The organism is Sulfuricurvum sp., assembly GCF_028681615.1.
Classification (GTDB): domain Bacteria; phylum Campylobacterota; class Campylobacteria; order Campylobacterales; family Sulfurimonadaceae; genus Sulfuricurvum.
The window spans coordinates 45,586-71,207 of the sequence record NZ_JAQUHV010000013.1 but is presented as its reverse complement, the minus strand read 5'-3'; the positions used below and the strand labels follow the sequence as shown (position 1 = coordinate 71,207).

The 25,622-nt window shown below is 38.2% G+C and carries 22 protein-coding genes and 1 other RNA gene; 11 read left to right on the top strand and 12 right to left on the bottom strand.

Annotation, left to right across the window (positions count from 1 at the left end):
* Positions 1-71 precede the first annotated feature (71 nt).
* The 5 genes from PHE37_RS11105 (at position 72) to rnpB (ending at position 4,844) form a co-directional block, all read left to right on the top strand.
* Positions 72-635, top strand: coding sequence for a 2-oxoacid:acceptor oxidoreductase family protein (locus PHE37_RS11105; RefSeq protein WP_299974233.1), 564 nt, complete (start codon positions 72-74; stop codon positions 633-635).
* Positions 636-769: 134 nt separating this feature from the next.
* Positions 770-1,966, top strand: a complete 1,197-nt coding sequence (locus tag PHE37_RS11100; RefSeq protein WP_299993372.1) for a diguanylate cyclase — start codon at positions 770-772, stop codon at positions 1,964-1,966.
* Positions 1,959-2,543 carry an SCO family protein gene (locus tag PHE37_RS11095; RefSeq protein WP_299993371.1) on the top strand — a complete coding sequence of 195 codons (585 nt, stop codon included), beginning with the start codon at positions 1,959-1,961 and terminating at the stop codon, positions 2,541-2,543. The genes PHE37_RS11100 and PHE37_RS11095 overlap by 8 nt, the downstream gene beginning before the upstream one ends.
* On the top strand, positions 2,536-4,467 hold the full coding sequence (locus tag PHE37_RS11090; protein WP_299993369.1) for an EAL domain-containing protein: 1,932 nt from the start codon (positions 2,536-2,538) through the stop codon (positions 4,465-4,467). Before PHE37_RS11095 ends, PHE37_RS11090 begins: the two co-directional genes overlap by 8 nt.
* Before the next feature lie 45 nt (positions 4,468-4,512).
* Positions 4,513-4,844: RNase P RNA component class A (gene rnpB, locus PHE37_RS11085), an RNA gene on the top strand.
* A 70-nt stretch (positions 4,845-4,914) separates the two neighbouring features.
* Here rnpB and PHE37_RS11080 read toward each other — a convergent pair.
* From PHE37_RS11080 to PHE37_RS11040, 9 genes are all read right to left on the bottom strand, one after another.
* Entirely contained in the window at positions 4,915-5,925 is a 1,011-nt protein-coding gene (locus PHE37_RS11080; RefSeq protein WP_300008631.1) for a site-specific integrase, read from the bottom strand.
* Between the two features lie 50 nt (positions 5,926-5,975).
* Entirely contained in the window at positions 5,976-6,191 is a 216-nt protein-coding gene (locus PHE37_RS11075; RefSeq protein ID WP_300008628.1) for a hypothetical protein, read from the bottom strand.
* Positions 6,192-6,199: 8 nt separating this feature from the next.
* Positions 6,200-7,504, bottom strand: a complete 1,305-nt coding sequence (locus PHE37_RS11070) for a hypothetical protein (RefSeq protein WP_300008626.1) — start codon at positions 7,502-7,504, stop codon at positions 6,200-6,202.
* A gap of 303 nt (positions 7,505-7,807) precedes the next feature.
* Positions 7,808-8,062: a hypothetical protein gene (locus PHE37_RS11065; protein WP_300008624.1), complete on the bottom strand. Its 255-nt coding sequence runs from the start codon at positions 8,060-8,062 to the stop codon at positions 7,808-7,810.
* 89 nt (positions 8,063-8,151) lie between these two features.
* The gene (locus PHE37_RS11060; RefSeq protein ID WP_300008622.1) at positions 8,152-9,297 is read right to left on the bottom strand and encodes a hypothetical protein; all 1,146 of its coding nucleotides are present in this window, start codon (positions 9,295-9,297) and stop codon (positions 8,152-8,154) included.
* A gap of 77 nt (positions 9,298-9,374) precedes the next feature.
* Positions 9,375-10,118, bottom strand: a complete 744-nt coding sequence (locus tag PHE37_RS11055) for a toll/interleukin-1 receptor domain-containing protein (protein WP_300008620.1) — start codon at positions 10,116-10,118, stop codon at positions 9,375-9,377.
* 69 nt (positions 10,119-10,187) lie between these two features.
* The gene (locus tag PHE37_RS11050; RefSeq protein ID WP_300008618.1) at positions 10,188-11,117 is read right to left on the bottom strand and encodes an STM4504/CBY_0614 family protein; all 930 of its coding nucleotides are present in this window, start codon (positions 11,115-11,117) and stop codon (positions 10,188-10,190) included.
* 278 nt (positions 11,118-11,395) lie between these two features.
* The gene (locus PHE37_RS11045) at positions 11,396-11,887 is read right to left on the bottom strand and encodes a hypothetical protein (protein ID WP_300008616.1); all 492 of its coding nucleotides are present in this window, start codon (positions 11,885-11,887) and stop codon (positions 11,396-11,398) included.
* A 20-nt stretch (positions 11,888-11,907) separates the two neighbouring features.
* Positions 11,908-12,576: a hypothetical protein gene (locus PHE37_RS11040; RefSeq protein ID WP_300008614.1), complete on the bottom strand. Its 669-nt coding sequence runs from the start codon at positions 12,574-12,576 to the stop codon at positions 11,908-11,910.
* Positions 12,577-12,963: 387 nt separating this feature from the next.
* Between PHE37_RS11040 and PHE37_RS11035 the strand changes: the two genes are divergently transcribed.
* The gene (locus tag PHE37_RS11035; protein ID WP_300008612.1) at positions 12,964-13,617 is read left to right on the top strand and encodes a DsbA family oxidoreductase; all 654 of its coding nucleotides are present in this window, start codon (positions 12,964-12,966) and stop codon (positions 13,615-13,617) included.
* A 24-nt stretch (positions 13,618-13,641) separates the two neighbouring features.
* Here the strand turns inward: PHE37_RS11035 and PHE37_RS11030 are convergent, their stop codons facing one another.
* The 3 genes from PHE37_RS11030 to PHE37_RS11020 form a co-directional block, all read right to left on the bottom strand.
* Positions 13,642-14,373: a hypothetical protein gene (locus tag PHE37_RS11030; RefSeq protein ID WP_300008610.1), complete on the bottom strand. Its 732-nt coding sequence runs from the start codon at positions 14,371-14,373 to the stop codon at positions 13,642-13,644.
* 211 nt (positions 14,374-14,584) lie between these two features.
* Positions 14,585-16,579 (bottom strand): sensor domain-containing diguanylate cyclase, encoded by a 1,995-nt coding sequence (locus PHE37_RS11025; RefSeq protein ID WP_299996583.1) that lies wholly within the window; start codon positions 16,577-16,579, stop codon positions 14,585-14,587.
* A 156-nt stretch (positions 16,580-16,735) separates the two neighbouring features.
* Positions 16,736-19,165, bottom strand: coding sequence for a sensor domain-containing diguanylate cyclase (locus PHE37_RS11020; RefSeq protein WP_299996581.1), 2,430 nt, complete (start codon positions 19,163-19,165; stop codon positions 16,736-16,738).
* Positions 19,166-19,571: 406 nt separating this feature from the next.
* Here PHE37_RS11020 and PHE37_RS11015 point away from each other — a divergent pair, with 406 nt between their 5' ends.
* From PHE37_RS11015 to PHE37_RS10995, 5 genes are read left to right on the top strand one after another with little or no spacing between them, the layout of a single operon-like run.
* The gene (locus PHE37_RS11015) at positions 19,572-20,846 is read left to right on the top strand and encodes a citrate synthase (protein ID WP_299996585.1); all 1,275 of its coding nucleotides are present in this window, start codon (positions 19,572-19,574) and stop codon (positions 20,844-20,846) included.
* 48 nt (positions 20,847-20,894) lie between these two features.
* Entirely contained in the window at positions 20,895-21,326 is a 432-nt protein-coding gene (locus PHE37_RS11010; protein ID WP_299996579.1) for a CoA-binding protein, read from the top strand.
* Positions 21,327-21,335: 9 nt separating this feature from the next.
* Positions 21,336-22,547, top strand: a complete 1,212-nt coding sequence (ilvA, locus tag PHE37_RS11005; protein ID WP_299996576.1) for a threonine ammonia-lyase — start codon at positions 21,336-21,338, stop codon at positions 22,545-22,547.
* A gap of 16 nt (positions 22,548-22,563) precedes the next feature.
* Positions 22,564-24,690, top strand: coding sequence for a hypothetical protein (locus tag PHE37_RS11000; RefSeq protein WP_299996573.1), 2,127 nt, complete (start codon positions 22,564-22,566; stop codon positions 24,688-24,690).
* Positions 24,687-25,556: a phosphatase gene (locus PHE37_RS10995; RefSeq protein WP_299996541.1), complete on the top strand. Its 870-nt coding sequence runs from the start codon at positions 24,687-24,689 to the stop codon at positions 25,554-25,556. Before PHE37_RS11000 ends, PHE37_RS10995 begins: the two co-directional genes overlap by 4 nt.
* Positions 25,557-25,622 lie beyond the last annotated feature (66 nt).

Here is a 25,622-nt window from a genome sequence, read left to right as displayed (position 1 = left end):
TCGAAGCGGCACAAGGTAAACGTGCAAAAATCACGCAAGACGATTTTGCGAAAAAAATCTAAGGAGAAACCATGAGACATACGATACGATTTACAGGCGTCGGTGGACAAGGGGTTCTTCTTGCCGGCGAGATTATGGCAGCTGCTAAGATCAAACTTGGCGGTCACGGGCTTAAAACTGCTACCTACACGTCACAAGTACGTGGCGGTGCTACCGTTGTTGATATTACCCTTGACGACAATGAAATTTTCTATCCGTATGCAAATGAGGGTGAAATCGATTTCATGCTCTCTGTTGCGAACGTAAGCTACCAACAATTCAAAAATGGTGTTAAACCGGGTGGAATTATCGTTGTTGAACCGAACTTGGTTCATCCGACGGAAGAAGACCGCCAAAAATGGATCATCGTAGAGATTCCGATTATCACCATTGCAAAAGAGGAAGTCGGAAATGTTATTACTCAATCAGTTGTTGCGTTGGGAATCACTAATGAATTCACAGGTGTTCTTGACCCTGAAACGCTTCGCGAAGTGATGCTTTCAAAAGTACCTAAAAAAGTACATGAAGTAAACAACAAAGCTTGGGCATTAGGTATCCAATACGCTAAAGAAGCTAAAGCTAAACTCGGAATGTAATTCAAATATCCTTATACGGTTTTTTATGCCGTATAGGATTTTACGTCATCTTCTATATTCCCTTTTGTTCCCTTAATTCGGTTAATTCAGACACTCTGTGATAAAATATTATAAATATTTATGAGTGGGACTGTATGGTAAAAATCATCGTTTCTTTTTTGCTCTTTTTTACCTGTATTGTTCATGCCGAATCACAAAGTCGAATTTTTATACTTCACTCGTATTCTCAAGAGTATGGTTGGACAAAATATCAACATGAAAGTTTTGTTTCAACTTTAGAACACACCTACGGTTCGCCTCTGGAATTTTCGGTAGAATATTTGGATACCAAACGCCATCCGTTTACTGAGTCGTATCAAAAAGAATTTGTATCATATCTTCAAAAAAAGTTTGAAGGATACTATCCGGATGCTATTTATGTAACCGACGACAATGCTTTGAAGTTTTTCATTGCCCACCGATCGGAACTGTTTTCCAATGTTCCCATCTTTTTTTCAGGTATTAATAATCTCTCTTTGGTTCATACTCTAGATAAAAAGAGTTATACCGGAGTGTATGAGTCTAAAAACGTTGTCAAAAATATTGAGTTGATCCGGCAATTTTCACCTCAAACACGGGATATTTGGTTTGTCGGGGATGATTCAAGTACCTATAAAGCTATTGAGTCCGATATCCGTAACCAGATCACTCAATATCCGAATTACCGATTTCATTTTTTATCATCACCGCGTATAGACGATATTGTTGCAAAACTCCCTACTGCACCGAAGTCATTTGTTCTGTTGACGACGATAGGCGGATTGTGCGATGCAACAGGACGTAATCTTACTCTCAAAGAATCCATTTCAACGCTTGAACACAATCCCCATCTCATCTTGTGCAGCATGGAAGATACCTATGTTATGGACAAAGTCGTTGGAGGCTTTGTTACGAGTGGAAAGCAGCAGGGGAAGAGTGCTGCGGAACTGGTGAAACGCTATTTGGAAGGTGAAGCGGTTGAACGTATCGATCCGGTGATAAAAAGTCCGAATATCTATGTGTTTGATCAGAAAGCTTTAATGCAGGCACGTTTGATTCTTTCTGAATACATTGCACGAGATTCAGTCATTTTACATGGGAAGCGAACCTTTTTTGAACAGCATCAACAAGCTATTTTAAATGGAACGTTTATTCTTTTCGGCGTTTTTCTCCTCTATATAGTCATCAGTTTTTTTATGATGTTACAAAAAAATTCACACATCAAGAACATAGGATCGGAACTCAAAGAATGCTCCGATGAATTGTCACAGGTTAAAGAAAAACTCGCTTTATTGGAACACCCTGATGAATAAAAAAATTGTTTTAGCCGTTGTACTTTTTGTTGTGTTATTAGTGGCGGTCCCTTTTATACAAGCATTGTTCTTTACACAGCAAACAGCAGGTAAAATCGTGATCAACCAACCGATTAATGCCCCATATTTGAACAATACCAAAAAAGAGATCACATTGGTTTTCTTCGGATATGTAGGATGTGTACGTGTATGCACGCCTATTTTGCATCAGCTGAATGATTTTTATGACTCACCGCAGTTCGCACCGTTTCAAGGGACTGTCGGAGTCTCTTTTGTCAACTTGATGCCTGAATTGGATAAGAATCAGCCTCAACTTTTTGCAGAATCTTTTAACCATGAGTTTGAAGGGGTCTATCTCACCCAAAAAGAGCTTATGAGCATAGATAGGGAACTCAATGTTTTTTTCTCAAAAAGCCTATCGGAGAGTGGAGAAATCGATCACAGCGACCATCTTTATCTTATTGAAAGGGAAAAGAGTGGTATAGTAGTTTTAAGGAATATATATACGACACATCCGATCAACCGGTCATTAATTGTTGATGATATTCGAAAACTGTTAAGCGAGAAAAATGAATAGCATATACGAGAACTTATTTAGGCTTCCTACTGTCCCAGCATTTGCTCAAAAGAATTTCAGAGAGCATTTTCTCCAAGCCGACAAAGTAATGTTGGTGATAATCGCTGTTCAGTGGTTTATAGCTACTTTTATTACGTCTATCAGTTACAATACATACCTCTATGGCTTTGTCGGCGGGGGAATGATCACTTTGATTTTAGTGTTTTCCTACCGTTTTTTCAAAGGGACACAAGTTATGCGTGCCCTTGTCGGAATAGGGATGATGCTGTTTTCTTTGATCTACATTCAACAGCATCTCGGGCGGATAGAGATGCATTTTCATGTTTTTATCGCCTTGGCTATTCTTTCTATCTATAAAGACATCGTCCCCGTATTTGTAGCGGCAGCTACGACGATCGTCCACCATCTCATCTTCAACTATCTTCAGCTGTATGAAGTATCGCTGTTTAATATGCCGGTTATGGTTTTCAATTACGGATGCGGTATGGACATCGTTTTATTGCACGCGATATTCGTTATTGCCGAAGCGTTGGTGATCGGGTATATTATAAAACTGCAGATCGAATACGGTGTGGAGCAAAACCGTTCTGAAAATCAGATCTTGGGACTCAATCAAGAACTCAGTTTTACCTCTATGCATGACTCGCTTACGGGATTGCCGAACCGTTATAATCTCTATTCTCAATTAAAACTGATGGTTGCCAATGCAAATCGCTATGAGCGAAAATTTGCCGTGTTGTTTTTGGATTTGGACCATTTTAAAAATATTAACGATACGCTCGGACATAACGTCGGAGATGCTCTCCTTAAATCCGTTTCGCATAAGCTGAAGTCCATGATTCGAGAGAATGATATTGTCGCACGTATTGGCGGCGATGAATTTATTATCGTACTCAATGATTTTAACGATTCAGGGAGTTTGGAACAGGTTATCGTAAAAATTCTCGATGCTTTTCGCCAAGAGTGGATTATCAAAAATCATTTTCTCAGACTATCAACCAGTATCGGTGTATCCGTCTACCCGGATGATTCCAAAGAGATCAATGAGTTGATGAAGTTTGCGGATATCGCGATGTATAAGGCCAAATCCGAGGGGCGAGATCAATTCAGTTTTTTCACCTCCACATTAAATGCGCAAGTACATGAAGATGTTCAGATTGCCAACGATATGCATCGTGCTTTGGAAGAGCGGGAATTTGTACTCTATTATCAGCCAAAAATACATATCCCAAGCGGCAAGATTATCGGGGCGGAAGCTTTGATTCGATGGAATCACCATTTAAAAGGGATGATATATCCCGGAAGTTTTATTACCATTGCTGAAAATACCGGATTTATTTTAAAATTGGGTACATGGATTATTGACGAAACGGTTGCAATGCTCAGTCGTATGCAAAATGCAGGATATAACGATGTCCATGTCTCATGCAATGTATCCACCCGACAATTTCAAAATCTCCATCTGTTTTCCGACATCGAAAATGCCATTCAGACCAATCAGATAGATCCCTCTCAACTGGCCATAGAAATAACAGAAAGCGTCATGATGGAATATCTCGACGTAACGCTCGAGGTGCTCAAAAAGATGAAAGGGTTGGGAATCCATATCTGTATGGATGATTTTGGTACAGGGTATTCGTCCCTCTCGTATCTGCGCCAATTTCCGATCAATTCACTGAAAATCGACAAAAGCTTTGTAGATGACATTTCAGAAAACGAAAACAACGATCATATCCTTTTGAATACGATCATTGCTATGGGGCAGACGCTCAATCTGAACGTCATCGCCGAAGGGGTAGAAGAAAAATATCAAATGGAATATCTGAAAGAGCGTGGATGCGGATATTATCAAGGGTATTATTTTTCCAAACCGGTGCCTGAAGAGGTGTTTTTTGCATTACTGGAGGAAAATAGATCGATTTGACGTAGACGATAGTGCTTTCTAATCTACTATCTTCTATAATTGCATCAGGTACAACAGGTGATAGCTTGGAACTAGTAATCCCAAGAGGTAAAGTCCGGGCTGCCGTAGGACACGGTTCCATCTAACGGATGGCCACGGTAACGTGAGGGACAGTGCAACAGAGAGTAGACCGCCTCGAAAGAGGTGAGGGTGAAACGGCGGGGTAAGAGCCCACCAGTCTCTTAGGCAACTAAGAGAGCTATGTAAACCCAACCGCGCAGCAAGAAACAGATGGTTAGCGTCCTACATCGCTATTGTTTCGCTAGAGGCCTAGAGCGATCTAGGCAGTAGATTAATTATCACTTCATCCAGAACCCGGCTTACGTTGTACCTACTTCTTTCAAAGTCCCTGTACAAGGGAGTTCCAGAACTTTTATTTTTTCGACTGTGACCATATTGTGTCAACGATTAGCCAAATAAATTGAAGTCTCTACCTAAGTCAATTTTTCTTGCATCAATTACACTTGCATAATATGCCAATGTAATCTTCGGACTTGAATGTCCTAACAATCCCGCTAACTCATTTATACTGACAATCCCGTTTTGAAGCATCAAAGTTGCGAACGTATGACGAGCGGAATAGAGCTTCCGTCTTGGTAACTCACACTTCTTTAAGAGTGCAGGCCAACGGTGCTTAAATTTCGTTGAATCATCGATATCTCCAAAGAGAAAATCGTGTTCATTGTTGATCTGCTTTAATTCATTCAAAACGAATGAAGGGCAGGGGATTTTACGAATCGAATTTCGGGTTTTTGGTACATCGATACGCCCACGAGTACGAACCCGTTTTATATCGATCCACCCATCCGATATGTCTTTCTCTTGCAATCCCAAAATCTCTTCGGGTCTCATACCAGTATGAAAAGCCAACATCAAATAGGGCTTCATGATCCCTTCGGCTTTTGAGAGAATAAGATTGACTTCTTCTTTGGAGAAGTAGTCTATTTTTTTCTGCTCATCATTTCGTAATTTAATATTGACCGCTGGATTGGTGCTTAATACGCCATCATCAATGGCAAGCTCAAAGACTTCTTGCAAAACAGTTTTATAAGCACCTTTAGAGACAGACTTGATCGGTAAGCTGTTGATATAGCTTTTAACATCGAGCCTTGTAATTTTGTCTATCTCTAAATCTTTAAAACGTGCATTAACTTTATCCCAAATCGGTTTTTTAACGAAGTAGGAGCGGTTAGAGTCTTTGAGTGTCAGAAATACTTTAAAATAATGCTCGAAGGTCTTCGGCTTCTTTTGATGTATTTCACCTGTAACTATCATAGAAGAAAGTTTTGGGATGATCGTTTTATTTACAAACGAGCGATTAGGTTTGGTATCATCCAACCCCGTTGCCTTACGTATTCTTCGACCTTCTACGTAATAATCAACCCATAGCTTGTTTCCACGAACGAAACAATTTGCCAATTCACCATCCTTTCGGACAGAAACGCTATGCGCTGATATTGTATCATGACTCATATTAGCAACCGATTCAGGACGTTTTCGTATCGCTCATCGGCGCATTCTCCCGTTATGAGAGGATGAACCTTTGAAACGTCGAAGCGGACGGATTTCCCTATGATAATATAATGTTCATCTTTCTTAATATCAATAGCTCTGAAACGACGGCGCAGTGTGTCAGGATGGATATCATAATACTGTGCCAGATGGGAAAGCGATAGATACTTCATCGCTATTCCTAAAACATATCTGGAATCAATTTCCGCCGTTGCATCTCATTCGTTAATGCAATGTATCGATACGATAAATCATCATACAAAGGTGAATCCATTTCTAACCCGTCCATTTCAATCGATAGCCGATTATCCAGATTCCATAATCCCTCGTCGCTGTATTGTTTGAGTTCCTCTTCAAACGTCGGTTCGATTGTATGATCTTCATGCAGATTTTTAATATTCTGTCTGAGTTCAAACTCCGCTTTGGCACGTTGTAATACATCAAGAAAGAAAAGCAGTGTCGGATCATTACCATGCACAAGTAATCGCGTGATTACTTTTTTCATTGTTTTCTCTGCATCTTGCAGGGAATATCGAAAGCTGATCTTCTCGATCTTCTCCAATGGGGTATCAATCTGCATAAACTCGGTAATGTCGTAGTGATACTTAATGTGATTCCAAACGGGGAGCGTATCGGCACGTTTACGGTTAGAGCTATTCAGGGTCTTTTCACTGACACTATTAGGATCAATCAGCCTGATCTGATCACAAGCGTTTTTAAATAGCACCTTGGCACGCTTAAGGGCATCATCTATCGTATCGATCCCGTATTGTTTTAAATACTCTCTGTGCATCTCAAATTCGACGTTAAAGATGGGTTTCTCCAAATCCATACCGTGAATCCCGAAATGGTTGTACATAATCTCTCGTTTAATCGGTGTAGCACTGGCAAGCTCTTTGTGTTTGTTGTAGATACGAAGCAAAAAGGGTTTCTTACCAACATAGTACGTTTCGAGTTCATAGGCACTAGAACGCTCTCCTATGTTCGCGGAATGATTTTGTTTTTTTGACAAAATCATTTCTTTGCGCAGATAGCTGAAATCGTGTTGAATGAACATATTCAGATCGATCCGAGTGATCGGGAATACTTTCATAGTGAACTCACTCAAGAATTTCGTGTTTACGTACTCTATAAGCGATTTTAAGCCCAGTATATAGATTCCTTGACCATTGAGCTGTATTCGTATGTTGTGAATGTTTGTAGCCTTCTCAGGGTCTTTAAATCCTGATCGGAAGAAGTCGTGATTGAACCAATGAAATCCGTCTCTACCCATACCGCTGTAAACGACATCGATTCCGTTAATGTTTACGATGATGTCATTATCAGCGTACTGATAGTTAAGGGATTTAAAATAAGCTTTCTTATCTTCGATCTGATTGATGATATCTTCATACTTTCGATCATAGAAAGCACCTGATTGTGCAAAGTAATACAATGCGTCAATACCACATGCATAGGGTATTTTTTCGGCATTAGAATATTCCATGTAATAACCTTTCTGGCAATTAGTGCCAATTTTATTTTTATAACTTAGATTTGGAGAATGTTATTTGACTTATGTCAGGGGGTGTTACTAGAACCCCCTGAGCTTTTAGTGCTTCGCTCGGATAGCCCACCAAGTGGGCACCCAATCCGACTCGAAGCACTTATTAGCTTTTAGAGGTGTTTAGTATTTAACCCGACTACATAAACGGCTTTAGCTTCCTCTTCGCGGTGCGTTAGGCCGCAGCGCTCATCGTGAAGCACAACCGTTGTCAATCGAAATGGCGTAACCATTTCGCTTTCTTTGTTAGATACCGTAATAACTACATTTACCGATTACGCCTACTTCAACCTCTACAGTTGTACCGATCTTATCTTTATAAAGAGCTACTTTATCTTGTGGGATAGATATATCCAACAGCTCATTTTTGATCTGACCGTTTCTTAGATGAGAAATCACCACTAATTGAATTTTTGGTTTTCCGGGAACGATTGTTCCGTCCTCTTTTTTAAAATCTACTCCAACAAATAAATGGAGTAATTTAGCTTTGATAATAAACATATCAAATCCTCTCAAAATGAATTTGACCTAGCGCTAAGTCTTAATGTCTCGACATGAAAATGATGACTGGGTATTTGGTTTTGAGGAAGTTATTTTTTTGTGAATTTGGTTTTGAGTTCTGAGAATTTAGTTATTAATGCATATATCAACGCTTTTATAAAAATAAAAATGGATTTTCTAGGCTTTGTAATGTACTGAAATAATGAAAATGGCATTATGGCTGATTGCTTATATGACGTTTTAATCCACTTAATAATTTCATCTTTATTGGTCATTTTTTCAATATCTGTTAATGATGCATCTTTGTCAAACAATTTCAACATATTCAAAGAGACATCTTTTTCTACTAAAGCCATCTCTTTACTATTTGAAATAACACGTAATATAACGTCTATCTTTTTGAAATCTTCATCATTGTAATATGATTCATCTTGACCCGTATACCAAGTATAAATTGGTAAGCCATTGTACATACCTGCACAATATATCTCTTTATCAGTCAATAAATCTTTTCTGTATTTATCGGTAAGTTCTGCACTATTGTCTATAAACGAATACACTAAATCTTTTGTATATTTAAAAGCATCTTTTTCATCAAGCTTTACAGCAGATGCCAAAATTGTATATATCATGATGACTGATGAATTTAATACTTTGTCCTTAGAAAGGTATGTGTACTCAAGAGTTTGTAATGCATCCTCTAGCGCCTGTAAAACCAATTGAATTAATTTATTAAATTTATCAACATTCGTAAATATCATTTTCAATATTGGAAGTTGTGCATATAAAGATGCAAGCAATAACATGGAGACTTTATTATAATTCTTCTTTTTCAATAGCAGAAATATAATTGTTTTGTAGAAAGCTTCTAGCCTATCTTCATGGGCAAGCGACTCATCGTTCAATTTTTTTTTATTTTCTTTATATGCCTTTTCTTTTCTAGGGTATCCCTTATCAAGAGCTTCTAAGGTGTTATTCTTTTTATCTTTTTTATGTTGAGAAGCATATTGATACGCCTTTTTATACTCCCCTATAAAATAGATAATAGTGAGGGTATATTGAGGCAAATTATAAAGAAGCGAGCCGCCTCTGAGAATATGGTCGTATTTAATAATATTTAGAAGTTTATTTGACAGATTCGTCTGCTCTGACTCCGAAAACACTTGCCCTAAATTTTGATTATAGAAGTCAAATGAATTATAAATTAAATCAGGTGTGAGTTTTGATCTTGGCATATATCTACTTTACATTAACATTTTATGTGAGAACAATATTTAACCTACTATTGCTTAGTAATCAGGTTTTTATTTTGTTATTCCTCAATAATACCATGAGCAAATAAGTAATTAAGGCCATCATCTGTAATTGATAAAGCATAATCACCATGCCATTTTACTAGACCATCTTTGACTGCTTGTTTTAAATATCTATCTAAAGTTAGGCGGTGCATAGAAGCTTTTGGTACAACATTCTGAAAATATATATATTGATTTGATGTTCCTTCATAGGTTGCTGCAATAGCTTTCATCACTTCCTTTAACCCATCTGAAGTGCGGTCAGGACGAGAACCATCTAGGGGTTTAAAATGATTCAATCCAATTTCTGGCTTCTCATACAAAGGAGCATTGAGGAGTACACGGAGTAAATCATCTAAACTATATTCAAGTTCAGAGTCATTAGAAAAATTGATATACAGTTTTGAACTTAAAAAAGTAGGTCTCTCATCAGTTCCTTTCTGTCGAATGATCGGTATTACTTTGCTATTGTCAATTTCCGAAAGTAAAGAAGATGTCATTATCATTTTTTCATATCCAACACCACCTTTGCCAACGTTTGCTTTTTTAACATATTCTTCCGTACATACCATTATTACAAATTGAGCTTCACGAAGTTGCGTTTCCATAAAGTGAGGAAGATCATCTCCTGGTTTCAGATCCCATTGATCTAAGACTGCATCAACGCCTCTATTTCTTAAAGTGGTAGCGAAGTCCAATACCCACTTTTTATGTACCGCAGAATCATGTGAATATGAAATGAATACTCTTGGTGGATTCATATATTGTCCTCATTTTAATATAGCAATTAATTTTAATAACATTAACTATTTATTTTCAGCCCACAGTATTTATTTGCAATATTGTTTTTCACAATTAGCTAAAAATAATAAATTAGTTGCCGTCAAATGCAAAGCGTAACTAGCCAGATGTTCTGGAACTGTTGATACTTCAGCTCCTTGACCATGTCCTCCTTCTTTATTTCTAACCGTAGGTATTCCACTTTCAAGCAATGCACTTACTGAAAAAAACTGATTTTGTAGGTATTCAGGAACTAACTTATTGGATAGACAGCTATTTATTAACTTTTTAGCAGTGTCACTTTTTCCATATGACCATGAACGCTTTTCATGTATCGCTTTCATTAAACTTTCGAACGACTTTAGACAATCATTAAGACATTCTTTATATCGTTTATGCCTATAATGTTCATAAGCTGAAAGAAATTCATCGTTTGCTCCTCGATACTGTTTTACTGAGCCAAGAAGTTGGAGTGTCGGTTTAACAGCTTCTGAATGAATGTATTGAGAGTCTACACGAATAAGTTCATTAGACTCAAAATAATATCCAATACCCGATTCTTGAAATCTTGAATTTAATTCGTTTATTGCGTCTTCAGGGTTTTGAGTAGATGTGGTTGAATTCTTATGATTATAATAATTATCTTTAATATATATATTAATAATTTTAAAGGTTATTTCAATTATATCTAAACATTTTTCATAATCTTTGGTGCTAAAAAAATATTCCAAAACAGCTTCAGCATCACTTCTAGGATTTTGTGTCAAGGTAAAAAGCCCATACTCTTTACAAAGTGATTTGTGTATGAATTCATACGCATATTTAGCTCTACCTTCATATTTGTCTTGCCCAATAGTATCTCGAATGATGTGAATTATTTGGATACGTAAAGACTTAGGTATCTCTTCATAAATATACACATCTTGGACTTCCCCCTTCATTTTTTTCTGTCGTCTTGAAAACAACTCAAAAACAGCCATATAGTTTTTTCCTTTTTCAACAAATAATTAATTTTGAAAAATATAATATAACTAATTTGCTGAATAATAATCATTAACAAAAATATATAAAAAGAGGCTGGCATCTATAGACTATCACAGAATTTGATCATTGACCTTGTGTTATAAATAGGATTGAATAAGAAGTAGATATGTAAAGTGTGTCAAAAACGTGCCAATTAATGCATAGTATTTCTGTCACACTCGTTGATTTTATCCCTATTTAAGGTACTTTTAATAATTCGGCTTACAGTGATTTATTACCAAGTTGATTCATCGAATGTATTGGGTTCATTGTAAGAATTGATAGCAATACTATTGGAAATTCTCATAAAGGGAAATCCAATACTATTTAGCCCTTCAATGATACATTGGTATGACTTCAAATCAAAAATATTAGTTCTTCCATCTATTACCAGTAGTTTATAAGAGTGATAACTGACATTTGATGTTTTCAACTCTACACTTCCTTGAAAATGTTTAGAATCTTTATATGTGCCGTTTACATTCTCAGGGACTATAAAATCTTTTTCTATTGAACCTAAAATCATTGTGAATACTAGATTTCCATTTATATATTGAAATGTTATAGGAAAAAGATAGGAAATATCATTGCCATTAATATCTTTATATTTGATATGTATGGTTTTATAATACCCTATGCCTCTATCTTCTAATATATCCAAATCTACAAAACAACATTCTTTACTCAAGACATCTAAAAAGTCCAACGTTCTATTGAAATCGTCCATTCAATATCCTTTATATGAGTTTAGTTACAATTTAACCAATTATCAATACGCATTCGAATCTCTTCAAGTTGACTATGGATTTGATATGATGAAAAATGATAAATCTCTAGGACGAAATTTTTGTTGATCTCTTGGGAAAAACGTTGATTAGGACTAGAAGTTAAATTCAAAAAACTAAATACATTATATATTTTTTGGAATTTCTTTAAATCTTTCAAGACACCTTTTGATATAAAAAATATTGTACCATTATTATTAAGCATGAGATTTTCAATATTTCTGAGATGTTCAACAGATACAAGTTCGTAGAACCTTTTTTTATTTTCTGATTTATTGCCAATCGTAGGGATATCTAATAGCTCTATAAAAGATATGAATTCTGCATGTTCAGCTGATAAGGCTAGTTTGCTAAAGTTGCGATGAAAAGGGACACCATCTACAGTTCTGTTAAACGGGTATTCTTCCATCATAAATGGATGATGGCATTGATGTTTTTTCCAAAAGTTTATACTATCTTTTTGATATTCCAAAAGATATTTAAAAAATTCATTATCTGAAACTTTTTCTGAATAGTTTGCATCAGAACTCAAAAATATAATTTTTGCTTTTTTGGGATCTTGCCCTTGAAACGGTTTTTCATTAAATAATTGTTTCATCTCATAGGAAGGATGTATATCAAAACCAGACATTTGCTTATCTCCTTATGTATTAAGAGAATATCATAAAGTAATTGAATTTTGCGTTCTAAAGATGGAGAAATATGAGACTTCTTATGATAATAGATATTTAAAAATATGTGCCTACATGTGCATAGCGTTTCAGTCACAATACCCCTTGAAAGCCCGTAAACATGGGAGTAAAAAGCACTCGGCTTACGTTGTACCTACCTTCGATTTACTACTTTTAGCTCCATACTATACAAATCATATTTTTTCTTTCTATCTAAAAATTTATGTTTAATGCTTTCCTATTTATATTTTAAAGAGATTGAATCCTTTATTTTGGCAATATTGTCATGCTTAATTCAAAATAATATTTCTTATAGATCATGAAAAGTGAATGATCGGAGCATAGATATGAAAATAGAAATTTGGTCGGATTTTGCATGCCCATATTGTTATATAGGTAAACGAAAGTTGGAAGAAGCCTTAGAAGCTTTTCCTGAATTAAAAGATATTACTATCGTATTTAAAAGTTTTGAACTGGATCCTACCGCCGGATCAGAAACGATAATGAGTACGAAAAATAGATTAATGAAAAAATATGGCAAGACTGAGTTAGAAGCAAAACAGATGATGGATTCTATTGTCCAATATGCTGATCATGTCGGGTTGAAACTTCATTATGATACGGCTCAATATACCAATACCTTTGATGCTCACAGAATTGCAAAATATGCCCAAAGTATTGGCAAAGAGAAAGAGCTATTGGAAAAATTGTTTTATGCGTATTTTATTGATAATAAGCAGTTGAGTAGTTTTGAAGTGCTGACCGATCTTTGTCGTGAAGTAGGATTAGATATAGAAAAAGTAAAAGAGGTATTAAACAATAATGATTTTGCAATCAATGTACGTATGGATGAAGAAGAAGCACAAATGAAAGGAATACACTCAGTACCTTTTTTTGTTATTGATGAAAAGTATGCTGTTTCAGGAGCGCAATCTGCAGAAGTTTTTAAAAAAATCATCAAGAAGGTTTTAGCTGAAAACGAAGAAAAGATAAAGAGCTAAAAAAGTTTTCAGCTTACGTTGTACCTACTTCTTCTGCTCCTCTACATAATGCTCAATAGCACTTTTTATATTGACCAGTTTATTCGGATTTCCCTGAAGGTTTTTAAAATAGACTGACATGTCGTTTTCTTCGTTCAATGGTAGCGATGCAATTTTCGCACAAATCTGCAAAAAGACTTCATAGGGAACATCATCTCCGCGTTTTAAAAAGTAGATTGCCCGCTGCAGCGATACGAACGGGTTAAGACTGACTTTGGATAAACGATTGACACGGGTGTTGATATAGTTGACAAATTCGATTCTCATGTCACATCGGATGATGGTAAAGAGCCTCTTCAGCGTATCGTATCGGCACTCAAATGCGATTTTCGTCGAATCAAAATCAAATCCGTCTACCAGTTCTTCCAGTGTCGCATCTTTAAACCTCTCCCGATAGACGAGCTGGTAAATGTCGTTTTTGTATTTGTAGGTATAGGAGTTGTTCTCGTACTCGAAATAGTCCTTGTTCATTGCATTGTTGATGAGTTCCTGATCCTCTTTTGAAGGGAAAAACAAATCAAGGTCTCTGAATGTATCTGCCTTGATGCATGAACCGGCCAAATAAAAGTGAATTTCCCGTTTCTCGATATGTTCGATAATCAGTCTTTGGAAAAAGATATTGAGTTTGATGGCGATACTGTCGAGTCTATAATCGAGTAAGGATGCCTGATCAAATGAAAGCAACTCGTCATAGTCTTTCCAAAAGTCATAAATCATAGGTTTTCTCCTCATGCGGATATGATTATTTTTATATTCAACGCTTTAATTGTAACTATTTTATTTAAAAGAAGAAGTGGCAATACAAACAATATATTTTAGTAGGGGAAATTATGATAAATACTACTGAAACAGCTGTGCAGATGTTCAATTATTTAGATAATGAAAACTATTTTGGAAACTGTATGGAATAAATAGAGGTTCAAATCTCCTATTCCTTATCAGAGTGGCCCGTGACTAAAATATGCTCATAACATTGCTCTACACGTTCTACGACTCTATTGCGGCCATGTTCTTTGGCTATGTAAAGTGCCTGATCCGCTCTTTTAATCATGTCATCGACTGACTTATTGTCACAATACTGCGTGATTCCGATACTGACCGTTACTTTATCGACAACAGCAAAGTTGTTTTCTGCAATTTTTTGACGTAAACGTTCCGATAAAATTTTGATTTCTTGCAGGTCGGTACCCGGGCAAACAATGATAAATTCCTCGCCTCCCCAGCGAAACGGATAATCACTCACCCGTAAAACATCTCTGGTAATCTGAGCTATCTCTTTTAACACCGTATCTCCGATATCATGACCATATGTATCGTTGATTCTCTTGAAATAGTCAATATCCATATAAATCAGAGAAAGCGGTGTTCCATGGCGTTTTCCGAAAGAAATCTCACGCTGGATAATATCATCGAATTTGAGACGATTATACAACCCGGTTAGTGGATCTGTTTGCGCTATATATTCAAGCTTTTTTTCCATGATTTTGCGTTCGGTCATATCAATAGCCGTACCGAGACCTGTCCATTTTCCTTGAAACTTGACTGTTGAGATAGCGATATAAAACCATCGTATTTCTCCCGATCGAGTCACTATTTTCAAATCCTGATAAATACTCTGATCGAGTAACTCCCCATTTAATCTCGCTCGTACGCGTTGTTCAATAATCTCTCGATCTTTAGGGGCAATAAGATCAATTGGGCTCATGATCATTAGATCTTCTAACGTATATCCGCTCATTTTTGCAAATGCATCGTTCACGTAGAGAAAAGAGTCTCTGTATAAAAATATACCTGCCAAAGCACTTTCTGTCAATGTTTTAAAAAGCAGTTCACTCTCTTCAAGTGCTTCTTTGAGCTTTATTTGTTCACTAATATCTTTTCCGGTCGAGATGAAATGCGTTACTTCATCATTTTTCAATTTGATCGGCGTAATGGTTTTTTCTTCCCAGAAAAGGGAGCTGTTTTTTTTACGATTTTGAATATTACCTTTATACGTTTTTCCGGCTAAGATCGTTTTCCACATATCTTCATAAAAGGGTGCTGGAAAATGTCCTGATTTTAACAGGGAAGGTTTTGCACCCAAAAGCTTCTCTTTAGACCATCCGGTTAGTTTTGTATAGGCATCATTAATGTACTCGATCACACCGTCAGTATCAGTAATCATAATCAGATCATCGCTTTGTTCGATAATACGGTGAAGTTTCAGCATCTCATGTTGACTCTTGAGACGATCGGTGATATCGATAACATTGACAACAAGATGTTCTTTGCCGAGATGAATCATTTTTTGGATACGTGCTTCAACGTCATATTGACTCCCGTCTTTACGCTGATGTTTCGTTTCCATCGTCAATAACGGGATCTCCTCAACCAAAAGAGGTTGAATGAGTGTGTGAAATTTTTCATACGTATAATCTGGTTTAATATCTGTAGGAGTCATCTGAGAGAGCTCATTCATCGAATAGCCGATATTTTGCAATGCACTCCCGTTTGCGTAGCAAAACTGCAGTGTTTCCGGATGGAATATATAGATTTCATTCAGGCTTTTATCGATTATAGTTCCCAACGATTCCAAAGAGTTGGTTAGTTGCATCTCTTTGCTAACATCGGTATATACTGCCATAATATAGCCGTTGTCCAAACGTGTTACATCATTGACACGCCAACCTTCCCGTATCTCATCATGGTAGTAATTCGCTTCAAAATGTTCAGATTCACCTGACGTGTAGACACGTTCCAAAACATCAAGAAACCCAAATTCCTTTACTCCGGGGAAAACCTCTTGCAAACTTTTACCCAGAATGTCTTCACGTTTCAGATTTTCTGTTTTTTCAGCGTGTCGGTTAAAATTAACAAAAATAAAATCACCGTTCTCATACTTATAAATCGCAATATTTATAGGTAAAGAATCGATTGCTATCAAGAAAGAACTCCTCTACCTCTATCTGAAATTAATCAGTTATAAATAATATTATATTTAAAATTATTATATCTTTTTTTTAAAAAATATTGAATCAAGTAAAAGATTTAATTATGACAAATTATCCGTTTGCAAACTGTTCTTTCAAAAACAATGCGTTTAACTGTGATTAAAATCAAAAATATGGTAGCGGTTTTTACCGGATTGTTTCGCTACATACATTGCCTGATCAGCTTGACGGACAAGCTGATCCCCATCTACGTCCGTTTCTTGCGGATAAAATGTGACTCCTATGCTGGCCGATACTTGAATGATTAAATCACCTATCTGGATCGGTCTGCTGGCTGAGTCGAGAAGCCGCTCGATGATCGGGAGCGCAGCATAGGTATCATTCAAATCTACGACAATAGCGACAAATTCATCTCCGCCTAATCTGGAAAGTGTGTCTCCTTCACGCAATGCCTGTTTCATGCGTGCCGAAAGACTAATGAGCAGTTGATCTCCGACATCATGTCCATAACTGTCGTTTACTTGTTTGAAACCGTCAAGATCGAGGTAAAACACTGCGAGCCGTTCTCCGCGTCGCTGGGTTTGAAACATCCCTTGTTGCAGACGGTCCGATTCTAAGATACGATTCGGCAGTCCGGTAAGGGGATCATAATGGGCCAAATGCTCAAGCTGACGTGCGTGCTCTTTCATCGCACTGATATCTTTGGTGGTGATCAAGATACGTTGTTTATCAGGCAAGAGAGTGGCTGTCATATTGATATAAAGCCTTTTCCCGTCTTTGACGACACACGTTTTTTCGAAACCTTTGACAAACCCGAATTCAAACACGTTTTTCATTGCCTGCATAGCCCGTTCACGGTCTTCCGGAGCACTGAGTGATATACACGACATGGTTAGGAGTTCGGCACGCGAAAAACCGGTCATTTCAAGATATGCATCATTGAAATCTAAAAAATTGGATTCTTGATCCAAGATTGCAATACCATCTTTTGAGGTATTAAAAAGAGCTTTAAACTCATCCCTTTGCTGTTCTACTTCTTTTTGGAGATTTTTTTCTTCGGTAATATCATAAAACCATCCTAATACGCAGGATTCCCCTTCAAATTCAATCGGCATATAGGAAGCCAATACCCAAAGCGTTTTATTTTCGATATAAAGTTCTATAAGTTGATTATAAATGATTTCATTGTTGTTGATTCGAGATACGATTGAATTGTAGTGTTCTTGATTAGCATAATAATTTTTTGGATTTTTACCTATAACATCAGATATATCGGCATGAATGAGGTGTGCATACGCTTCATTGGCAAAAATTACCTCTTGACCACTATTTTTTGCAATTCTGACAGCAATTGGGCTCATTTTTAGTAAATACCTAAGGGTGTTTTCACTATTTTCCAAACGTATTTGGTATTGCATCTGTTGAGTGATATCTTGAACCGTGCCTAAAGAGCAAATAGGGATTCCGTTTGGATCAAATTTGGTTTCGCATTGTTCATTGACATATTTGATTTTCCCATCCTTCATGAGAAGTCGATGGGTTATTTCGTATTTTTGTTTTGTTTCCAGTGAATGTTCATAGGCATGTGCGACTTTGAAACGGTCATCAGGATGGATGACATTTAAAAATGCTTCGTAGGTGGGATAAAATGTATTTTTATCAAGTTCAAAAATATTAAAAATTTCATCGGACCATTCCAACGTATTGCTGTGTATTTCAAAATGCCAATTGCCGAGTTGAGCGATTTTCTCTGCTTGTCTGAGATTATTTAGCAGCTTGGTCGTCTCTTCTTCAGTTTTTTTTCGTTCTGTGATATCTTCGATAATTGCGATTCCGCCCTCAATATTATCTTCAGCATCACGTAGGGGTGCATAGGACATGATTATCCAAAGTTGTGTGTTGCTGAGCGTCGAGTGGTATTGTCCTTCATACACCCCTTCTTTGCCTTCAAGGGCTTCCCTTAGCGAGGGTAGCATTCTTTGATCTTTCAAGGTTTTTATATCAAGTCCGATGAGCCTTTCTTTAGGGGCTTTCATGACGTGCGCAAAACGGTCGTTGCAGTAGGTAATGATAAGCTCTTTGTTGTAGTGTACGATACCGGCTGGCGAATATTGCAGAATAAGACGATAGCGTTCTTCGCTGATTCGTGCCTCTTTTGCACTTGCTTCGGCTTTGTACTGTAAAACGGAACTTTTGGTTATATTCGTATTAATATATCGACTGATGATGACGAGAAGAACGAAGTAAAGTGTCAGTGCCTGACCCATATATAAATAGATATCTGTACCGTCAAGAAGCAAATACACGGTAATAGGGGACAAGGCCAAAATAGAAAAACCGATGCTGCTGGGAAGATCTGAGGCATTTGACACGGTATTGCCGGCAGTCAATCCTGCTAAAATGAAAATTAGGAATACAAGATGGATGATGTCATTCGTAGTAACTAATAAAACGCCTATGGAACCCCATATGATGGCGGATATAAAGGTGCCGATACGAATTGTTCGCAGACGTTTTTTAAGAGTCGGGTAAGTTTTATCGGCATGGTGCAAGTATGAGTCAATGAGACGGATCCGCACTAGTGAGACAGTCAGCAGGGCAAGAAACCAAATAACAATGAGCTTAGGATTGGATATGTTTTGTTCGGCGAAAACAAGCAGTAAACCAAGGAATAAACTGGTGAATATAGCGGGTTTGCTTGCCTTTAAAAGGTTTTGTAATTGTTCCAATTGTGATAAATGATATGTCGTTTTCAAAAGCATTTGAACCTTTTGTCCGTGAAATTAAAGTGATTTGATTTAAGTTTTAATTATAGCAGAAGGTGAAAAATATTTATTGTTTTTTTTTTTAAATCTATCGGATGTTCTCAAAGTATGATTAAATACTTGATAGAAGCTAAACAAAATATAAATAGTGTTTAAATTATCGTTGATCTGTTATTTATTGGATATTAGGATATAGTAATAGGATAATTTTTTAGGAGATATTCCTATGGATACCGTAACCTTGACCGATAACCGAACCGGAAAAAGCTATGAGTTCACAATCTTGCACCCGAGTATCGGACCCGACGTGATCGATGTTCGCAACCTCTATAAAAATACGGGGATGTTTACATACGATCCGGGATTTACTTCCACGGCAAGCTGCAGTTCGGCGATTACCTATATTGACGGTGAAAAGGGTGAATTACGGTATCGCGGATACGATATAAGTGATTTGGCGACAAAAAAGAGCTATTTGGATGTTGCCTATCTTTTGTTGACAGGGAAATTGCCGAATGAAAAAGAACGTGCCGAATTCGATAATGAATTGCGGAAACGTTCTTTCATTCATGAAGGACTAAAGCGCCTTTTTGACGCATTTCCGGACAAAGCGCATCCGATGGCAATGATGTCATCCGCCGTGTCGGCACTCTCTACCTTTTATTTTGAACATCTCAATGTTACGACTGATGAGGATGCTCAAATCATGGCACGGCGTATAATCGCAAAGATCCCGACTCTCGCTGCTTTTACCCATCGTCGGATGTTCGGCATCCCATATATCTATCCCGATATTGAGCGCCCCTTTACGGAAAATTTTCTCTACATGATGCGAGCCTATCCGGGAGAAAATCTCGAAATCCGTGATGTAGAGGTTAAAGCGCTGGATACGATCTTTACCCTTCATGCGGATCATGAACAAAACGCTTCTACATCGACGGTCCGTGCCGTCGCTTCGACGGGTGCACATCCGTATGCGGCATTGTCTGCCGGGATCAATGCGTTATGGGGAAGGGCACACGGCGGGGCAAATGAATCGGTTATCGCTCAGCTCGAATACATCGGCAGTGTAGAGCGTGTAGATGAATTTATCGCACGGGCTAAAGACCCGGATGATGACTTTAAACTCATGGGATTCGGTCATCGAGTCTATAAAAATTTCGATCCCCGTGCAAAAATACTGAAAAATTTATTGGATCAGCTAAAAGATGAACTCGGAGTGAATAACGAGTTGCTGACAATTGCTGAAAAAATAGAGCAAATTGCGCTTCAAGATGAGTATTTTATACAACGTCACCTTTATCCCAACATCGATTTTTATTCGGGACTCATTCTGACAGCACTCAAGATTCCAAAATCAATGTTTACCATCATTTTCGTTATCGGAAGGTCGGTAGGGTGGATTACACAATGGATCGAACTTAAAAAAGATCCTGAAATGAAGATTGCCCGTCCGAGACAACGTTATATAGGTGAGGCGAAAAAAGGTCTGTAGCATATTTTGGTATAATAGGAAACTTTTTATTTGTTTTGAGGAGCTTTTATGGAATGTGAATTTCCTACTGTTAATGCATCAACGGATGAAATCCGATCAATTTTATCTGAAATTAAAACGATTGCTGTTTTGGGACTTTCACCGGATGCTTCTAAAGACAGTTATCGTGTTGCAGAATATCTTAAAAATGCCGGATATACGATTATCCCGGTTTATCCTAAAGAGGAGACAATTTTAGGAGAAAAAGTATACCGTTCACTCCAAGAGATTCCGTTTGCGGTCGATATGGTCAATATTTTCCGAAAACCAGACGCTTTGAATGCGATTGCGGATGCATGTATCGCCAGAGGCGATATAAAAGTGTTTTGGGCACAAAAAGGGATCGTGAATAACGAGGCTGCGGAACGTGCCCGTAATGCCGGAATGCGGGTAGTACAAAATCATTGTACGATGGTAGAACATCGTAATATAAACATCTAAAGGGAATCCTTGGTTGATCTAGAAACAATATATCAAGCACATGAGCGTATCCGCGGAACGGTCGTAGAAACCCCGTTTGCCTACGCTCCCAGACTGAGTGAGCAATGCGGTGCAGAAATTTATCTTAAAAAAGAAAATTTGCAAGTTACCGGAGCTTTTAAAATTCGCGGCGCGTATAATAAGATCGCTACACTGAATGATGCGGAACGTCAATGCGGCGTGATTGCGGCAAGTGCCGGAAACCATGCTCAGGGTGTTGCTATGGCGGCACAAATATTTGGTATCAAAGCATTGATCGTGATGCCTGAATCGACCCCTCTGACAAAAATCAACGGTGTACGCTATTACGGAGCGGAAGTTATTTTAGCCGGCAGCAATTACGATGAAGCGTATGCGTATGCTTCCACCTACGGCAACGAGAACGGTATGGTATTCGTTCACCCCTTTACCGATACGGCGGTTATGGCCGGGCAGGGGACGATTGCACTTGAAATGATCGAATCGATGAATGATCTCGATGCGGTTGTTATCCCTGTCGGCGGCGGCGGATTGATCTCGGGTATGGCATCTGCCTTTAAGGCGTTATCGCCCAAAACGGAAGTGATCGGGGTCAGTGCGTTAGGGGCTCCGGCCATGAAAGAATCGTTTGATGCTAAAAAAGCGATTGACAGCACGTCGGTACGAACGATTGCAGACGGTATCGCGGTACGGGATACCTCTGAAATCACGCTTGGACATATTATTGAATGTGTTGACCGCATTGTTAGTGTCGATGATGAAGAGATTGCCAATGCCATATTGTTTTTGCTTGAACGTCAAAAACTTGTGGTTGAAGGTGCCGGTGCAGTCGGAGTTGCAGCATTGTTGCACGATAAATTGAGTGATCTTAAAGGAAAAAAAATCGGGATCGTATTGAGTGGTGGGAACATGGATGTTACACTCCTCTCCATCATTATCGAAAAGGGCTTGATTAAATCGGGACGCAAGATGAAACTGACAGTAACTCTTGTCGATAAACCGGGCGCCCTTATGAAACTCACCGAGATGCTGCAAGGTTTAAATGCCAACATCGTCCACATTGATTATGATCGTACTTCAACGACGTTAGCATACGGTGACGCGAATGTAACGATCCATTTGGATACAAAAGGGGAAGACCATCAATCCCAAATTCGTGCGCTACTTAAAGAACACCGCTATTTAAGCAGTGAAGAACACTAAAAGGGACATTTAGAATATGGAAGTTTTAAAATTATTAAATATTAAACAACCTATTCTGATGCTTAAAACACTTCGAAACGGAAAAATGGGTGTTGTGGATTCCCAAAATGCTCTTCGAATCATTGATGTGAAAACTTATGCGACTGTCGGTGGCTTTAAGAGTAATATTACCCATGAACGTATCGTCGGCTCCCATGTGGATATGACGCTTGACGGCGAATTTTCAATATCGATCATACCGGAAACGGGTAAAGCAGCACTGTTTAATGTTCCAAAAAAAGAACTTCTTTTTAAAGTAGGTCGACACCAAGGTGAAATAGAGAGCGTCGGACTGGATCCGATGGGGCGTTATTGTGTGACGTGCGGTCAGGATGGAAAAACGTTTGGTTGGGTACTCCAAACCTCTCGTTTGGCATTTACCATGCCGCCGCATGCGGATTTTATCAGTACGGTCGCATTTGATGATCATGGGCAATGGATCGCAACGGGGAGTTATGACCGTGCGATTAACGTCCTTAATATGGCTACTATGAAACAGCCGTTAAAACTTCGCGGACACAGCAGTGCCATTGTCAAAATCATCTTTTTGCCTGAGGCAAAAATGCTCTCAGCGGATAAAGAGGGTGGATTGATTGTTTGGGACCTCAGTAACGGCAAGAAAATCAAACGTTTGGCTAAAATGAATGACGATATAACGACAATGACCGTCAGTATCGACAAACGATTTGCTTTTGTTGCTACAAAGCTCGGATACATCGGTTTATATGATTTACAAACATTGGAACAGGTCAAGCAACGCTATATCAAAGAAACTGAGACCATTACATCGTTAGCGTATTTAACGGATCCTTTTCGGCTGGCAATCGGTACTGCTGAAGGAAATATACGAATTTATTCCCTTTTCGGTGATGAAGAGAAATACATGCAAATGCTGCGTGAACGTCAGTATAAAGCCTTTTATAGCGCTTTGGAAGAGAACCCGATTTTGCTCTATTCCAAGCCTTATGAAATCGTAGAACGGATTTGGGCCGATGTTTTAGAAAAAGCACGTGCCTATCTTGAAAAAAATGAACGTCCTAAAGCGAAAGATATCCTTAATATGTTCGCCGGTATCCCCAAAAAAAGCGGTATGATCACACAAATACTGCATGATTACGAAAAATATCCCCAATTTAAATCCGCTATTACGGAAGGGCGTTTTACTTTGGCGTATTCGATGGTGAAACAATATCCCGCATTTCAAGATTCTGAGCCGTTTAGGGCAATGGAATTGAAATGGAAAAAACTGTTTTTAAAAGCACAAGAACTCATTTCAACTCCAAACGGGGAGGAACAGGCACGGCAAGTTTTGGCTCCCTATCGGGGTATATCCGATAAAACTCTTTTAATCCAACAGCTTTTCCAAGAGCGCAGACTGTATGATTTTTTTAAAAGAGTAATTGCACAGCGTGATTTTTATAAATTTTTCGATTTGGTCAAAGCGCATCCGTTTCTAAAAGAGTTTTCGGAATACGGCACTATTATGGAGTATGCCGATAAACTTTATATACAGGCTCATAAAGGATACGTAGAGGGGGAATATGCAACTGCGCGAAAAGCGTGTGAAATTCTTTTGGCATTTCCTGATTATGCGGCTGAAGCTCAGGAAATGCTTGACACGATTCGAGTCAAACATCTCTTTTATGATTCGATTACTTCCAACAATCTTGCAAATGCCTTTGCCTATCTTAGTTCCTATCCATTGCTGTATGAGACACCGGAAGCACAAGTGCTGGAAAACCATTGGAACAACATTGTCGATCAGGCACAGCGGTTTGCTGCCAAAGGTCTCGCCAAAGAGACGCTAAATACGTTTGAACCCTACCATGCTATTAATGCCAAATATTCGGCGATTGCCAGCGTTATGGCGCAAGCATACTGTGTCCAGTTGGAACAAAAGCTCCGTAATAAAGCTCCCCAAGAGATCATCGAAAGTGGAATTCGGCAATATGTCGGATTGTTTGGTAGAGACGAGGGAATTACGACAGTTTTTGAGTATTTTAAAGCTCGATATCAAACAAAAATCGATTTTGAGACACTCAAGGAAGGTTCATTGGACACCTGGAATCCTTTGATCCGGATTGATGACATTACCCAATTATGATCGCAATTGATTTAGGTTCCAATACCATCCGTTTTATTGAGTATGACGGTGAATATTGGGGGAATAGTTATGAGAAAATTGTGAAAACGGCCGAATCTCTCCATGAAACCAAACGAATCGGAGAAAATGCGCTTGAGCGGATTTTGTCTGCGATCAACGAGGCCAAGACAAAGCTTGATTTTGTCTCCAATGATATCATAGGATGCGCTACTGCCGCTATGCGTATGGCTGAAAATTCAGATTCCGTCATTGAATCCATAGAAGCTGCAACCGGAATCCGTTTTACCATTATCGATGCCGAAAAAGAGGCAAATCTTACTCTCAATGCGGTACGATATCGACTAAGCAAGCTTGGAATTGAGCCGTCATCTTTTGTCATGGCCGACATAGGGGGAGGGTCTACCGAATTAATTGTATGCGAAGGTCAATCGAGCCGTTCTATCAGTTTTAATATCGGTATCGTGACATTAAGCGAACGTTCAAATACTCCAAAAAAACTCGATGAATCAATTTACTCTTTTAAGGAACAAATCAATTCTCAACGATTCCCGCATACATCGTTAGTCCTGACAGCCGGAACTCCTACAACGATTGCGGCCTATTTGAACGGTATGGATTATGAGACGTATGATCCCGAAAAAATCAACGGATACCGATTGCATTTGGAGGATTGTTACCGTGTCGAGGATGATCTTCTGAAAATGGATGAAGTGACACGTGCACGATACGTCGGAGTAGGGCGCGAAAACTTGATTATCGCCGGTATCAGGATGGTTACGGCGATTTTTGAAGCTCTTGATTATAACGAAGCGATTATCATTGACGACGGATTGCGCGAAGGGATTGCTCTGGAATATTTCTGTTGATTTTGCCCACTATTTTGACCTGTTTTTCAATTTGGCTATAATAGAGCGAAATAAAGAGGGGGAAAT